Raw genomic sequence first — 14,586 nt, 5'->3', positions numbered from 1 at the left:
GCGCTTCGACGGCCGGGGCCGGGCGCCGGGCCGAGCGGACCGTTGAGCGGTGGCGGGCGGGAGGTCCGGTGCTGACGGAGGACGAGCTGATTCCCCCTCCGCCGCCTCCGGCCCCGGCTCCGCTCTTCATACCCCGGCCGCCCGCGCCCCGGCCCCGGCGCTCGCTGGAACCGCAGCCACCTCCGCCCGCGCCGTCCGGCCCGCCCCGACACCGGATCCCGCCCCGACCGCCCTACCCGCCTTTGCCTCCGCCTCCACCGGCGTCGACGGCGCCGGACTGAGCGCCCATCAGCGCAGCGGCTTGATCAGCGTGTACTCCGTGATGCCCGGCGGGTAGTCCGGGATGGCGCAGACCACCTTGTAGCCGTGTCCGCGGTAGAACTCCGGTGCCTGGAAGTCCCAGGTCTCCAGGCGGGCGCCTCGGCAGCCGCGTTCGTCGTGGGCGATGCGTTCGGCGCGGGTGAGCAGACGGGAGCCGAGGCGTGCGCCTCGGTGGGGGGCGTCGACCCAGAGGTAGGCCACGTGCAGCCAGGTCGTCCAGGTGTGGCCGACCAGGCCGCCGGCCAGGTCGCCCGACTCGTCCAGGGCCCAGACGTGCAGGGGGGTCTCGCGCTCGGCGGGGGTTCCGCGCAGGGCGGCCAGGACCGGGGACGCCGCCGTGTTCGTGTCGCGGAGGCGGGAGCGGAGCAGATCGCGGCGCTGCCTGTCGACTTCTGCCTCAATACGGAACATGCGGCACACCCTAAACGCGCCGGACGGTCAGTTCTGCGAATCGCCTTCCCCTTCGGGCCCCCGGCCGTACTCTGAGGAGCGGTGCCGGTGGGGGCCGGTGCCGATCAGGGGGCGAGACAGCCGGGTACGACGCCCGAAGTGGGGGTAACAGTTCCGCATGGCGGCGGCCGTGCGGCGGTGGCGCCCACCCCGGGCGTCGTACCCGCGCAGGTGAGAGCGGTCAGCGCTGCAGATGTCTCGGGACAATGGGAATCCCCTGCTCTGCCAAGGAGCTTGGGGAAGGGGGTATCAGTGGTGCGTATCCGCGTTCTGGTCGTCGACGACCACCGCATCTTCGCCGAGTCGCTCGCCGCCGCACTGGCCGCGGAGCCGGACGTCGACGTCTCCGCCGCCGGGTCCGGGCCGACGGCGCTGCGCTGCCTGGAGCGGGCCGGGGCCGAGGGCCGCCGCTTCGACGTGCTGCTCGTCGACGCCGATCTCGGCGGGAACGTGCCCGGGGTCCGGGCCGCCGTGCCCGTCCAGGAGGGCAACGCCGACGGGCTGGTGGACGGGATCTCCCTGGTCGCCGGCGTGCGCGGCGCGTATCCCGGAGTGCGGACCGTCGTCCTCGCCGAGAAGGACGACCCGCGCCGGGCCGCGCTCGCGCTTCAGGCCGGCGCCTGCGGCTGGGTGGCCAAGGACTGCTCGCTGTCCCGGCTGCTCACCGTCATCCGCGGAGTGCTGCGCGACGAGACCCATCTGCCGCCCGCCCTGCTCACCGGCGTCCTGCGGGAGTTGACCGCCGCGCGCAAGCACCGCACCGAGAGCGAACGGCTGGTGGAGTCCCTGACACCGCGTGAGCGTGAGGTGCTGCGCTGCATGGTCGCGGGACTGGGGCGCAAGGCCGTCGCCGAGCGCCTGTACCTGTCCCCGCACACCGTGCGCACGCACATGCAGAACGTCCTGGGCAAGCTCGGCGTGCACTCCACCCTCGCCGCCGTCGCCCTGGCCCGCCGGGCCGGGGTCGGGCCCGTCGACCTGGCCGGGGACGAGCTAGCCGGGGATGTTGTCGAACGGGGCGGTCAGCTGGCGTAGCAGACCGGCGAGTTCGGCGCGCTGGGCGGAGGACAGTTCGGCCAGGATCGCGCGTTCCTGGTCCAGCAGGCCCGCGAGGGACTGGTCCGCGCGGTCGCGGCCCTCCTCGGTGAGCCGGACCAGCACACCGCGCCGGTCGCTGGGGTCGGGCAGCCGCTCCACCAGGCCCTTCTTCGCCAGCCGGTCGATGCGGTTGGTCATGGTGCCCGAGGTGACCAGGGTCTGGGTCAGCAGCTGTCCGGGGGAGAGCTGGTACGGCGCTCCCGCGCGCCTGAGCGCGGTCAGCACGTCGAACTCCCAGGGCTCCAGGCTGTGCTCGGCGAAGGCCAGCCGGCGTGCGCGGTCCAGGTGCCGGGCCAGCCTGCTCACCCGGCTGAGCACCTCGAGCGGTTCCACGTCGAGGTCCGGGCGCTCCCGCCGCCACGCCGCGACCAGCCGATCGACCTCGTCCTCCATGAGATCAGTGTAGTGGTTGTGTCGACGTGAAGTCTCTTGATATCAACTATCTTGGAGTCGAGATAAACAGGAGGCCGTCATGTCCGCCGAAAGCTCCCACCGTGCCCGCCGCGCCGACAGTCCCACCTGGGATCCCGCCCAGTACCTGCGCCACGCCGGCCACCGGGCCCGCCCCTTCACCGACCTCCTCGCCCGCGTCCCGGACCTGCCCGCGGACCCGCGCCCGCCCCGCATCGCGGACCTCGGCTGCGGCCCCGGCAACGTCACCGTCCTCCTCGCGGACCGCTGGCCCACCGCGCACATCACCGGCTACGACAACTCGCCCGAGATGCTCGACAAGGCCGTGGTGGATCACGAGGGCCCCACGCCCGGCGGCGGCCGCCTCGACTTCACCGCCGCCGACGCCCGCACCTGGACGCCCACCGAGCCGTACGACCTGATCGTCAGCAACGCCACCCTCCAGTGGGTGCCGGGGCACGTGGAGCGCTTCGCCGACTGGGTGGCGGCCCTCGAGCCCGGCGGCGTCTTCGCCTTCCAGGTGCCCGGCAACTTCTCCGCCCCCAGTCACCGGCTGATGCGCGACCTCGCGGGCTCCGCCCGCTGGCGCGACCGCCTCGGCGGCGTGCTGCGGCACGAGGACGCGGTGCTCGCCCCCGAGGCGTACCTGGAGCGGCTGACCGGGCTGGGCTGCGCGGCCGACGTGTGGGAGACGACGTACATCCACCTGCTGACCGGCCAGGACCCCGTCCTGGACTGGGTGAAGGGCACGGGCCTGCGCCCCGTCCTCACGGCGCTCGCCGACGACCCGGAGGCCCGCGAGGCGTTCCTCGCCGAGTACCGGGCCGCCCTGCGCGAGGCCTACCCGGCCGGTCCGCACGGCACCCCGTTCCCCTTCCGCCGCCTCTTCGCGGTCGCCGTGAAGGAGGCGTAGGCCATGCTCACGGCCATCGACCACGTCCAGCTCGCCGCCCCGCCCGGCTCCGAGGACGAGCTGAGGGCCTACTACGTCGGCGTCCTCGGTATGACGGAGATCCCCAAGCCGCCGGCCCTGGCCGCGCGTGGGGGCTGCTGGTTCCAGGCCGGGTCCGTCCAGCTCCACCTGGGCGTCGAGAAGGACTTCCGGCCCGCGAAGAAGGCCCACCCGGGCCTGAAGGTGACGGGCATCGAGGCGTACGCCGTCCGGCTGGCCGGGCGGGGCGCCCCGGTCACCTGGGACGACAACCTGCCGGGCCACCGGCGCTTCTACTCCGAGGACCCGGTGGGCAACCGGCTGGAGTTCCTGGAGCCGGTCAGGCTGTCCGGCCCAGATGCGTGATCAGGATGCGGACCACATCGTCTTCTATGACGTAGAAGACGCGGTAATCGCCGACGCGTAGGCGGCGGATGTGGGGTCCATAAGGGGTTGAGTTGGCGGGGCGCGGTGTCTCGGCCAGCCCGTCGACGGCTTCGTAGACGGCCGCGAGCCCGGTCGGATCGTCCTTGAGGAACCGTACGGCCTGGTCCGTGGCGCCCGGCTCCCAGATGATGCGGTAGGTCACGGACGCAGCCCCAGGATGCGTCCGACCTCCTCGTGCGGGATGCCTTCGCCCAGCGTTCCTTCGGCCTTGCGCCGCAGATAGTCGGAGACGGCCAAGGCGTCTTCGAGATCCTCTATCACCTGAGGTGAGACGAGGAGCGCGGCCACATGACCGTGGTCGGTGAGGGCGATGGTCTCGCGGCTGTGCGCCGCACGTCGGACGAGGTCGCCGAGCTGGGAACGGGCGGCACTGATCGCGATCTGAGTCATACGGCTATGTTTCCACAAGGTGCATCTGACTGCCCACTAGTGTCACCTTTTCCGGTGAGTCTCAGCTCTTCCGGTGCCCTATCAGCCGCGGCTTCTGCTCCAGGCCGTCCAGGCCGTGCCAGGCCAGGTTGACCAGGTGGGCGGCCACCTCGGCCTTCTTCGGGCGGCGCACGTCCAGCCACCACTGGCCGGTCAGGGCGACCATGCCGACCAGCGCCTGGGCGTAGAGCGGGGCCAGCTTCGGGTCGAAGCCGCGGGACTTGAACTCGCGGCCCAGGATGTCCTCCACCTGGGTGGCGATGTCGGAGATCAGTGAGGCGAAGGAGCCCGTGGACTGGGGGATCGGCGAGTCGCGGACCAGGATGCGGAAGCCGTCCGTGTACTCCTCGATGTAGTCCAGGAGCGCGAAGGCCGCCTGCTCGCACAGCTCCCGCGGATGGCCGGCGGTCAGCGAGCTGGTCACCATGTCCAGCAGGCGCCGCATCTCGCGGTCCACCACCACCGCGTACAGGCCCTCCTTGCCGCCGAAGTGCTCGTACACCACCGGCTTGGACACCCCGGCCTTCGCCGCGATCTCCTCCACCGACGTGCCCTCGAAACCCTTCGCCGCGAACAGGGTGCGACCGATCTCCAGCAGCTGCTGGCGGCGCTCGGCACCGGTCATACGGGTGCGGCGGGTGCGCCGCGGCTTGTCGCTGCTGGGAGTGCTGGAGTCGGTCGCCACGGCGTCAATCATGCCGCCTCGGCGGTCTCCTTCCGGCGCCGGGAGCCACGATCGTCGGTGTTCCGCCGGGAATCGATACGCGAGCGTGACGGCCAGCGCACGTCGTACGCCCAGCCGAGCTGCTCGAACCAGCGGATGATGCGGGCGGAGGAGTCCAGCTGGCCGCGCTCCACACCGTGCCGGGCGGAGGTCGGGTCGGCGTGGTGCAGGTTGTGCCAGGACTCGCCGCAGGACAGGATCGCCAGCCACCACACGTTGCCCGAGCGGTCCCGCGACTTGAACGGGCGCTTGCCCACCGCGTGGCAGATCGAATTGATCGACCAGGTCACGTGGTGCAGCAGCGCCACCCGGACGAGCGAACCCCAGAAGAACGCCGTGAGCGCACCCCACCACGACATCGTCACCAGGCCGCCGATCAGCGCCGGCAGCACCAGCGACGCAGTCGTCCACAGCACGAACTGACGGGAGATCCGCCGCATCACCGGATCCTTGACCAGATCCGGCGCGTACTTCTCCTGCGGGGTCTGCTCCTCGTCGAACATCCAGCCGACATGCGCCCAGAACAGGCCCTTGACCAGCGCGGGAATCGTCTCGCCGTACTTCCACGGCGAGTGCGGGTCACCGTCCGCGTCCGAGAACCTGTGGTGCTTGCGGTGGTCGGCCACCCAGCGCACCAGCGGGCCCTCGACCGCCATCGATCCGGCGATCGCCAGCGCGACCTTCAGGGGTCGTTTGGCCTTGAAGGAACCGTGCGTGAAGTGGCGGTGGAAACCGATCGTGATGCCGTGGCAGCCCAGGAAGTAGAAGAACACCAGCAGACCGAGGTCCAGCCAGCTCACCCCCCACCCCCAGGCCAGCGGCACCGCCGCGAGCAGCGCCAGGAACGGAACGGTGATGAACAGCAGCAGCGTGATCTGTTCGATCGAACGCTTCTGCTCGCCGCCCAGGGTGGCGGAGGGCAGCTCGCCGACGGCCGCCTCCGGGGCGTCGTCGAGCACATCGGAGGAGCTTGTGGTCATGGGCGTCCCCTGTGGGGTCGAGGGTCGTGACAGATGCCGGTGGTGCCGGTGGTGCCGGTGGGTTTCGGAAACGACCAGCTCCCTACGGTTCCGTAACCTACGGCGACGTAAGTATGGCAGCGCGTCGCCGCGCGGCAAGAGCCCCTGGCCTGCGCGTCCCAGCCGACACCTAGACTTGGAGTCGGTCGGACAGCGCGGTCCGCTCTGAAGATTCCTTCCCGGATGCCCGGCCCGTATGCGGCAGCCGCCGCGCGGCACCCGTCCGGGTTCCCCCTGCCAGACGATCCAACCCGTCGCCCACCACCACCCTTCCAAGGAGTCGCTGGGGCGACGCACCTACTGATCACTGCAAGGAGCCGCACCTGTGAGCAGTGCCGACGACCAGACGACGACCAGCAGCGAGCTGCGCGCCGACATCCGCCGACTGGGCGACCTCCTGGGGGAGACCCTGGTGAGGCAGGAGGGCCCCGAGCTCCTCGACCTGGTCGAGAAGGTCCGCCGCCTCACCCGTGAGGACGGCGACGCCGCCGCCGAACTGCTGCGTGGCACCGAACTGGAGACCGCGGCCAAGCTGGTCCGGGCCTTCTCCACCTACTTCCACCTCGCCAATGTCACCGAGCAGGTCCACCGCGGACGCGAACTGCGCGCCCGCCGCGCCGCCGAGGGCGGCCTCATCTCCCGCACCGCCGACCGGCTCAAGGACGCCGACCCCGAACACCTGCGCCAGACCGTCCAGCACCTCAACGTGCGGCCGGTGTTCACCGCGCACCCCACCGAGGCCGCGCGCCGCTCCGTCCTCAACAAGCTCCGGCGCATCGCCGCGCTGCTGGAGACCCCGGTCCTCGAATCCGACCGCCGCCGCCTGGACACCCGGCTGGCCGAGAACATCGACCTCGTCTGGCAGACCGACGAACTCCGCGTCGTCCGCCCCGAACCCACCGACGAGGCCCGCAACGCCATCTACTACCTCGACGAACTCCACGCCGGCGCCGTCGGCGACGTCCTGGAGGACCTCACCGCGGAACTGGAGCGCGTCGGCGTCAGACTCCCCGACGACACCCGCCCCCTCACCTTCGGCACCTGGATCGGCGGCGACCGCGACGGCAACCCCAACGTCACCCCCGACGTCACCTGGGACGTGCTGATCCTCCAGCACGAGCACGGCATCAACGACGCCCTCGACATGATCGACGAGCTGCGCGGATTCCTGTCCAACTCCATCCGCTACAGCGGCGCCACCGACGAACTGCTCGCCTCCCTCCAGGCCGACCTCGACAACCTGCCCGAGATCAGCCCCCGCTACAAGCGGCTCAACGCCGAGGAGCCCTACCGGCTCAAGGCCACCTGCATCCGGCAGAAGCTCGTCAACACCAAGCAGCGCCTCGCCAAGGGCACCCCCCACGTGGCCGGCCGCGACTACCTCGGCACCGCCGAGCTCATCGCCGACCTGCGCCTCCTCCAGGACTCCCTGCGCGCCCACCGGGGCGGCCTGTTCGCCGACGGCCGTCTCGCCCGCACCATCCGCACCCTGGCCGCCTTCGGCCTCCAGCTGGCCACCATGGACGTCCGCGAACACGCCGACGCCCACCACCACGCCCTCGGCCAGCTCTTCGACCGGCTCGGCGAGGAGTCCTGGCGCTACGCCGACATGCCCCGCGAGTACCGCACCAGACTGCTGGCCAAGGAACTCAGGTCCCGCCGCCCGCTCGCCCCCACCCCGGCCCCGGTCGACGCCGCCGGAGCCAAGACCCTCGGCGTCTTCGAGACGATCAAGCGGGCCCTGAAGGTCTTCGGGCCCGAGGTCATCGAGTCCTACATCATCTCCATGTGCCAGGGAGCCGACGACGTCTTCGCCGCCGCCGTCCTCGCCCGCGAGGCCGGACTGCTCGACCTGCACGCCGGCTGGGCGAGGATCGGCATCGTGCCGCTGCTGGAGACCACCGACGAGCTCAAGGCCGCCGACACCATCCTGGAGGACATGCTCTCCGACCCGTCCTACCGGCGCCTCGTCGCGCTGCGCGGGGACGTCCAGGAGGTCATGCTCGGCTACTCCGACTCCTCCAAGTTCGGCGGTATCACCACCTCCCAGTGGGAGATCCACCGCGCCCAGCGCCGGCTGCGCGACGTCGCCCACCGCTACGGCGTACGGCTGCGCCTCTTCCACGGCCGCGGCGGCACCGTCGGCCGCGGCGGCGGCCCCACCCACGACGCCATCCTCGCCCAGCCATGGGGCACCCTCGAGGGCGAGATCAAGGTCACCGAACAGGGCGAGGTCATCTCCGACAAGTACCTCATCCCGTCGCTGGCCAGGGAGAACCTGGAACTGACGGTGGCCGCCACCCTGCAGGCCTCCGCCCTGCACACCGCTCCCCGCCAGTCCACCGAGGCCCTCGCCCGCTGGGACGCGGCCATGGACGTGGTCAGCGACGCCGCCCACGCCGCCTACCGCGCCTTCGTCGAGGACCCCGACCTGCCGACGTACTTCCTCGCCTCCACCCCGGTCGACCAGCTCGCCGAACTGCACCTGGGCTCCCGGCCCTCCCGTCGCCCCGGCTCGGGCGTCTCACTCGACGGCCTGCGCGCCATCCCCTGGGTGTTCGGCTGGACCCAGTCCCGGCAGATCGTCCCCGGCTGGTTCGGCGTCGGCTCCGGACTCAAGGCGCTGCGGGAGGCCGGACTGGACACCGTGCTCGACGAGATGCACGAACAGTGGCACTTCTTCCGCAACTTCGTCTCCAACGTCGAGATGACGCTCGCGAAGACCGACCTGCGCATCGCCCAGCACTACGTCGACACCCTCGTCCCCGACGAACTGCGGCACGTCTTCGACGTCATCAAGGCCGAGCACGAGCTGACCGTCACCGAGATCCTCAAGGTCACCGGTGAGCGGGAACTCCTCGACGCCCAGCCCGTCCTGAAGCAGACCTTCGCCATCCGCGACGCCTACCTCGACCCGATCTCCTACCTCCAGGTCGCCCTGCTCAAGCGGCAGCGCGACGCGGTGGCAGCGGGCGAGGAGGCCGACCCGCTGCTGTCCAGGGCACTGCTCCTGACCGTCAACGGCGTGGCGGCCGGCCTGCGCAACACCGGCTGACCAGGGCCGCCGGACCACATGAGGGTGGGCCCGGGATCCACGCGGATCCCGGGCCCACCCTCATGTCCGTTCCGTCGTGTCAGCCGCGGCGGGCCCGGCGCCGCAGCACCAGGAAGCCACCCGCCGCGACCAGCGCGGCCGCGACGCCCGACAGCAGACCCACCGGGGCGCTGCTGCCCGTCTCGGCGAGGCCGCCGCTCGCGCCGCCCTGCGCGGACGGCGACGACGAGGCGGCGGGAGCCGCGCCCGAGGAGGCCGGGGCCGAGGAGGTCGCCTCCGCGGTCGGTGACGCGGAGGTGCCCGGGGTGGGCGTGCCGGCACCGCTCGGCGTGGAGCCGGGTCCGCCGGGCGTGGAGCCGGGCCCGCTCGGCGTGGAGCCGGAACCGCCGTTGCCGGGAGCGCAGTCCGTCCAGAACACCTTGTGCTTCGCGCGACCGTTCTCGCCGTCGAAGTTCCAGAACAGCTTGTAGTGCCCGTCGGGCAGCGACAGATCCTCCGTGCGGCCGTGGCCGCGGGCGTCCAGGGTGAGGTCGCCGGACTTCACGGTGTCGCCCTTCACGGCGTCGGTCGGCGCCCACGTCTCGATGTGCCAGTCCACCTTCTGCCCGCCGTCGAATCCGAAGGCGTCCAGGTAGAAGGTGCACACGTGCGGCTCGTTCCGGCGCAGCTCCTCGCCGGTCTTCGCGTCGTGGATCTTCACGGTGCCGTTGTCACCGGGGTGGGAGTTCTGCGAGGCGGCGTGCGCGAGAGGAGCGATCGCGAGCGCCGCCGAGACACCGGCGGTCAGCGCGCCGGCGCGGATCAGGGTACGCATGGGGCAGTCCATCTTCAATAAGCGGACAGGAAGATGTGGAGGGGGCAGCTCAGCATCCCAGCAGCACCCCCAGCCCCGTCAATCACAAAGCGGGAACAAAGACGGCCCTTGGCGGCACGGCGCCGTCCCAGCCCGGTCAAAGCACGAGAAAAGCCGCCGTCAGCAGTGCGACGCCCGACCCGGCCAGCGCCCACGCGGCCCGGGTCAGCCGCAGCCCGCCCGCCACCACCACCGAGGCCAGCAGCAGCGCACCGCCCAGCGGGGCCCACGCGTACAGGATCCCGGCCGGGCCCGAACGCAGCACCTGGTCGGTGCCCGGCTTCACCACGACGCTGTACGTCCGCCCCTTGTGCACCACCGCCGAGCCGATCTCCACCCGGTCCCGGGCCGTCGAGCCCGGCGACAGGGGCGTGTACGGACCGCTGCACGTGTCGTGGGCGCACCGCGTCACCTCGACCGTCCCGCGCTCCCGCCCCTTGGTCAGCATCACGTACGGCGCGGTGCTCCAGGACGCCCACACACCGGCGATCAGAATGAGCACGGTGACCGCGCCCATCGTGGCGACCCGCCCGAACCGCAGCGCGGCGAACGAGGCCGTACGGGCGGGCCTGCGGTTCGTGCGGCCGGGCTTGCGGGTCGTACGGGCCTGACGGGAACGACTACGGGCGGTGGCTGCGGCGGCAGGCATGGCCGGGATCATTGGCCATACCCCTGCACCCGGTCAACTCCCGAGGAGTCCGGCGGCCCGACAAGTCAGGAGTTGTACGCGCTTTGCGCCCGCTCCAGCCCCTCCGCCAGCAGACACTCCACCGAGTCCGCCGCCCGGTCCACCAAGTAGTCCAGCTCCTTGCGCTCCGCAGCCGAGAAGTCCTTCAGCACGAAGTCCGCCACCTGCATACGGCCCGGCGGACGCCCGATCCCGAACCGCACCCGGTGGTAGTCCGCGCACATCGCCTTCGTCATCGACTTCAGGCCGTTGTGCCCGTTGTCGCCGCCGCCCAGCTTCAGCCGCAGGGTGCCGTAGTCGATGTCCAGCTCGTCATGGATCGCCACGATGTTCGCCACCGGGACCTTGTAGAAGTCCCGCAGCGCGTTCACCGGACCGCCCGACAGGTTCATGTACGACATCGGCTTCACCAGGACCACCCGGCGGCTCTCCGGGCCCGGCGGACCGATCCGGCCCTCCACCACCTGCGCCTGCGCCTTGCTGGCCCGCTTGAACCGGCCCCCGATACGGTCGGCCAGCAGATCCACCACCATGAACCCCACGTTGTGCCGGTTCATGGCGTACTCCGGTCCGGGATTGCCCAGGCCGACGATCAGCCAGGGGGCGTTCGCGGAACTCGCCGGGGTGGTCACGTCTGCTTCTCCTTGATACGCGCCGGCCGCCGCTCCCCCTACCGGAGTACGGGAAGCAGCGGCCTGCGAAACGACGATCGGCTGAGGATCAGGCCTCCGCGGCCTCTTCGCCCTCGGCCTCGCCGCCCTCGGCGGCCTCCTCCGCCTGCGCCTGGAGGACCTGGAGGACGACCGCGTCCTCCTCGACGGCCAGCGTCACACCGCTCGGCAGGGTGATGTCCTTGGCGTGGATAGAGGCACCGGCCTCCAGACCCTCCACGGACACCGTCACGGCCTCGGGGATGTGGGTGGCCTCGGCCTCGACCGGCAGCGCGGCCAGGACGTGCTCCAGCAGGTTGCCGCCCGGGGCCAGTTCGCCCTCGGTCTGCACCGGGATCTCGACCGTGACCTTCTCGCCGCGCTTGACCAGCAGCAGGTCGACGTGCTCCAGGAAGCCCTTCAGCGGGTCGCGCTGCACGGCCTTCGGGATCGCCAGCTCGTTGGTCTTGCCGTCGATGTCCAGGGAGATCAGGACGTTCGGCGTACGCAGCGCCATCAGCAGGTCGTGGCCCGGCAGCGTCAGGTGCAGCGGCTCGGAGCCGTGGCCGTAGAGAACACCCGGGACCTTGTCGTCACGGCGGATGCGGCGCGCGGCACCCTTGCCGAACTCGGTGCGGGTCTCGGCGGCGAGCTTCACCTCGGACATGCTTCTCACTCCTCGTAGAAAGTAGGGGACGTGGTCACCCGGCCACACGAACGGCCTGCTACGAAGAGCGCGTCGATTACGGACCGCCGTATCCGTCCGAAGACGGCCACGGCCTCCCTCGCCGAGCAACTGCAGCAGTCTACTCGAAAGAGGGAGGCCGTACCCAAAACGATCTACGAGGGCCCGCGAAGGGTCACAGAGTGATCGTTACTGCTCGTCGAAGAGGCTCGTCACCGAACCGTCCTCGAACACCTCGCGCACCGCCCGCGCGATCGTCGGCGCGATCGACAGCACCGTGATCTTGTCCAGCTCCAGCTCACCCGGCGTCGGCAGCGAGTTCGTGAACACGAACTCGCTCACCTTCGAGTTCTTCAGCCGGTCCGCGGCCGGACCCGAGAGCACACCGTGCGTCGCCGTCACGATGACGTCCTCCGCACCGTGCGCGAACAGCGCGTCGGCGGCGGCACAGATGGTCCCACCCGTGTCGATCATGTCGTCCACCAGGACGCAGATACGGCCCTTCACATCACCGACGACCTCATGCACCGTGACCTGGTTCGCCACGTCCTTGTCACGCCGCTTGTGCACGATCGCCAGCGGCGCACCCAGCCGGTCGCCCCAGCGGTCCGCCACCCGCACCCGGCCGGCGTCCGGCGACACCACCGTCAGCTTCGAACGGTCCACCTTGCTGCCCACGTAGTCCGCCAGCAGCGGCAGCGCGAACAGGTGGTCCACCGGCCCGTCGAAGAAGCCCTGGATCTGGTCGGTGTGCAGATCGACCGCGAGGATCCGGTCCGCACCGGCCGTCTTCATCAGGTCCGCCACCAGACGCGCCGAGATCGGTTCACGGCCCCGGTGCTTCTTGTCCTGCCGCGCGTAACCGTAGAACGGCACGATGACCGTGATGGAACGGGCCGACGCGCGCTTCAGCGCGTCGATCATGATCAGCTGCTCCATGATCCACTTGTTGATCGGAGCCGTGTGGCTCTGGATCAGGAAGCAGTCCGCGCCACGGGCCGACTCCTGATAGCGCACGTAGATCTCGCCGTTCGCGAAGTCGAACGCCTTCGTCGGGACGACCCCGACACCCAGCTCGTGGGCGATTTCCTCGGCAAGCTCGGGGTGGGCGCGGCCGGAGAAGAACATCATCTTCTTCTCGCCGGTCGTCTTGATCCCGGTCACAGCAGTGTCTCCTCAGAGGGTGTTCGCAGCTGGATGTCGAGATGACCTCATGAGCCGTGTCAGACCGTGGGCGAGAGGCCGTCTCAGCTGGTGGGGGTGCGGGTATGCACTTATCACGGTACGCCGTGTTTGACGCACTCGTGTCCGGTCAGACCTCGCCCTCACCCTTCCCGGACGCCGCCTCGGCCGCCTTCGCCGCCGCGCTCCCCGGACGCTTGCGCGCCACCCAACCCTCGATATTCCGCTGCTGACCACGGGCCACGGCCAGCGAACCGGGCGGTACGTCCCGCGTGATCACGGACCCGGCGGCCGTGTACGCGCCGTCCCCGATCGTGACAGGCGCCACAAACATGTTGTCCGAACCGGTACGGCAGTGCGACCCGACGGTGGTGTGGTGCTTGTCCTGCCCGTCGTAGTTCACGAACACGCTCGCGGCACCGATGTTCGTGTACTCGCCGATCGTGGCGTCACCGACGTAGGACAGGTGCGGAACCTTCGTCCCCTCGCCGATCGCGGCGTTCTTCGTCTCGACGTACGTACCCACCTTGGACTTCAGCCCGAGGCGCGTGCCGGGCCGCAGATAGGCGTACGGCCCCACGGACGCCTCCGGGCCCACCACGGCGCCGTCGGAGACGGTGTTGTCCACCCGCGCCCCCGCCCCGACCCGGGTGTCGGTCAGCCGGCTGTTCGGGCCGACCACACTGCCCTCGGCCAGATGCGTCGAGCCGTGCAGCTGGGTGCCGGGCAGGACGGTGACGTCCTGCCCGAAGGTGACGGTCACGTCGACCCAGGTGGTCGCCGGGTCGACGACGGTCACCCCGGCGAGCATGGCGGCGGTCAGCAGCCGGTCGTTGAGGATCCGCCGGGCCTGGGCGAGCTGCACACGGTTGTTGATCCCCGCGATCTCCCGGTGGTCGCCGGCCACGCAGGCCCCGACCCGGTGACCGGCCTCACGCAGGATCCCGAGGACATCGGTGAGGTACTCCTCGCCCTGGCTGTTGTTCGTCCGCACCTTGCCCAGCGCGTCCGCGAGCAGCCGCCCGTCGAACGCGAACACCCCGGAGTTGATCTCCCGGATCGCCCGCTGGGCCTCGGTGGCGTCCTTGTGCTCCACGATCGCGGTCACGGCACCGCTGTCGCCGTCGCGCACGATCCGGCCGTACCCGGTGGCGTCCGGCACCTCGGCGGTCAGCACGGTGACGGCGTTGCCGTCCTCGCCGTGCGTGGCGGCCAGCTGCCGCAGCGTCTCACCGGTGAGCAGCGGGGTGTCCCCGCAGACGACGACCACGGTCCCGTCGACGGCCCCGCCGAGCTCCTCGAGCCCCATGCGGACGGCGTGCCCGGTGCCCTTCTGCTTCTCCTGCACGGCGGTACGGACCTGGGGGTCGACCTCCGCCAGATGCGCGGTCACCTTCTCCCGCGCGTGCCCGACCACGACCACGAGGTTCTCGGGCTTCAACTCGCGCGCGGCCGCCAGCACATGACCGACCAGGGAACGGCCACAGATCTCATGCAGGACCTTCGGTGTGGCCGACTTCATACGGGTGCCCTCACCCGCTGCGAGAACGACGACGGCTGCCGGGCGAATGGCGCTCACGGGATGCCCTTCGGCTTTTGGGTGGGGTGGACATCCGCAGGATAGCGGGGCGCGGGGAGGGGGA

General features: G+C 70.8%; 16 protein-coding genes. 4 read left to right on the top strand and 12 right to left on the bottom strand.

The genetic code is table 11. The features are described from left to right. Positions 1-288 precede the first annotated feature (288 nt). Positions 289-732 carry a GNAT family N-acetyltransferase gene (locus tag R2S09_RS17655; protein WP_316741962.1) on the bottom strand — a complete coding sequence of 148 codons (444 nt, stop codon included), beginning with the start codon at positions 730-732 and terminating at the stop codon, positions 289-291. 291 nt (positions 733-1,023) lie between these two features. Between R2S09_RS17655 and R2S09_RS17650 the strand changes: the two genes are divergently transcribed. After that, positions 1,024-1,806 (top strand): response regulator transcription factor, encoded by a 783-nt coding sequence (locus R2S09_RS17650; RefSeq protein ID WP_306185884.1) that lies wholly within the window; start codon positions 1,024-1,026, stop codon positions 1,804-1,806. Here the strand turns inward: R2S09_RS17650 and tamR are convergent. After that, entirely contained in the window at positions 1,765-2,262 is a 498-nt protein-coding gene (tamR, locus tag R2S09_RS17645; RefSeq protein WP_030163987.1) for a MarR family transcriptional regulator TamR, read from the bottom strand. The two genes, R2S09_RS17650 and tamR, sit on opposite strands and share 42 nt — an antisense overlap. Positions 2,263-2,341: 79 nt before the next feature. On the opposite strand from tamR, the gene R2S09_RS17640 reads away from it, so the two are divergent. Both R2S09_RS17640 and R2S09_RS17635 read left to right on the top strand, forming a co-directional pair. After that, a complete protein-coding gene (locus tag R2S09_RS17640) occupies positions 2,342-3,193 on the top strand; it encodes a trans-aconitate 2-methyltransferase (RefSeq protein ID WP_306185887.1) in 852 nt (283 codons plus the stop codon). 3 nt (positions 3,194-3,196) lie between these two features. Continuing rightward, entirely contained in the window at positions 3,197-3,577 is a 381-nt protein-coding gene (locus R2S09_RS17635; protein ID WP_306185889.1) for a glyoxalase, read from the top strand. On the opposite strand, the gene R2S09_RS17630 is transcribed toward R2S09_RS17635, so the two are convergent. The 4 genes from R2S09_RS17630 to R2S09_RS17615 form a co-directional block, all read right to left on the bottom strand. Next, complete coding sequence (locus R2S09_RS17630) at positions 3,552-3,800, bottom strand: type II toxin-antitoxin system RelE/ParE family toxin (protein ID WP_306185891.1); 249 nt, start codon at positions 3,798-3,800, stop codon at positions 3,552-3,554. The genes R2S09_RS17635 and R2S09_RS17630 overlap by 26 nt on opposite strands. Continuing rightward, entirely contained in the window at positions 3,797-4,048 is a 252-nt protein-coding gene (locus tag R2S09_RS17625) for a type II toxin-antitoxin system Phd/YefM family antitoxin (RefSeq protein ID WP_306185893.1), read from the bottom strand. Before R2S09_RS17625 ends, R2S09_RS17630 begins: the two co-directional genes overlap by 4 nt. Positions 4,049-4,109: 61 nt before the next feature. After that, positions 4,110-4,784 (bottom strand): TetR/AcrR family transcriptional regulator, encoded by a 675-nt coding sequence (locus R2S09_RS17620; RefSeq protein ID WP_306185895.1) that lies wholly within the window; start codon positions 4,782-4,784, stop codon positions 4,110-4,112. Beyond that, the gene (locus R2S09_RS17615) at positions 4,781-5,791 is read right to left on the bottom strand and encodes a fatty acid desaturase (RefSeq protein WP_306185897.1); all 1,011 of its coding nucleotides are present in this window, start codon (positions 5,789-5,791) and stop codon (positions 4,781-4,783) included. The genes R2S09_RS17620 and R2S09_RS17615 overlap by 4 nt, the downstream gene beginning before the upstream one ends. A gap of 364 nt (positions 5,792-6,155) precedes the next feature. On the opposite strand from R2S09_RS17615, the gene ppc reads away from it, so the two are divergent. Next, positions 6,156-8,885 (top strand): phosphoenolpyruvate carboxylase, encoded by a 2,730-nt coding sequence (gene ppc / locus R2S09_RS17610; protein WP_306185899.1) that lies wholly within the window; start codon positions 6,156-6,158, stop codon positions 8,883-8,885. Positions 8,886-8,964: 79 nt separating this feature from the next. On the opposite strand, the gene R2S09_RS17605 is transcribed toward ppc, so the two are convergent. The 6 genes from R2S09_RS17605 to glmU all read right to left on the bottom strand — a co-directional run bounded on the left by R2S09_RS17605 (position 8,965) and on the right by glmU (position 14,522). After that, positions 8,965-9,699 carry an LPXTG cell wall anchor domain-containing protein gene (locus R2S09_RS17605; protein WP_316741958.1) on the bottom strand — a complete coding sequence of 245 codons (735 nt, stop codon included), beginning with the start codon at positions 9,697-9,699 and terminating at the stop codon, positions 8,965-8,967. A gap of 136 nt (positions 9,700-9,835) precedes the next feature. Next, positions 9,836-10,399 carry a hypothetical protein gene (locus R2S09_RS17600; protein WP_399144050.1) on the bottom strand — a complete coding sequence of 188 codons (564 nt, stop codon included), beginning with the start codon at positions 10,397-10,399 and terminating at the stop codon, positions 9,836-9,838. A 53-nt stretch (positions 10,400-10,452) separates the two neighbouring features. After that, the gene (gene pth / locus R2S09_RS17595; RefSeq protein ID WP_316741955.1) at positions 10,453-11,058 is read right to left on the bottom strand and encodes an aminoacyl-tRNA hydrolase; all 606 of its coding nucleotides are present in this window, start codon (positions 11,056-11,058) and stop codon (positions 10,453-10,455) included. 88 nt (positions 11,059-11,146) lie between these two features. Beyond that, positions 11,147-11,743, bottom strand: coding sequence for a 50S ribosomal protein L25/general stress protein Ctc (locus tag R2S09_RS17590; RefSeq protein WP_306185908.1), 597 nt, complete (start codon positions 11,741-11,743; stop codon positions 11,147-11,149). A 207-nt stretch (positions 11,744-11,950) separates the two neighbouring features. Next, positions 11,951-12,925 carry a ribose-phosphate diphosphokinase gene (locus R2S09_RS17585; RefSeq protein WP_306185910.1) on the bottom strand — a complete coding sequence of 325 codons (975 nt, stop codon included), beginning with the start codon at positions 12,923-12,925 and terminating at the stop codon, positions 11,951-11,953. Between the two features lie 148 nt (positions 12,926-13,073). Beyond that, positions 13,074-14,522, bottom strand: coding sequence for a bifunctional UDP-N-acetylglucosamine diphosphorylase/glucosamine-1-phosphate N-acetyltransferase GlmU (gene glmU / locus R2S09_RS17580; protein WP_316741953.1), 1,449 nt, complete (start codon positions 14,520-14,522; stop codon positions 13,074-13,076). Positions 14,523-14,586: the final 64 nt, after the last annotated feature.

The organism is Streptomyces sp. MK7 (assembly GCF_032658145.1).
Lineage (GTDB): Bacteria > Actinomycetota > Actinomycetes > Streptomycetales > Streptomycetaceae > Streptomyces > Streptomyces spiralis.
This window is presented reverse-complemented; position numbering and strand designations above follow the sequence as displayed.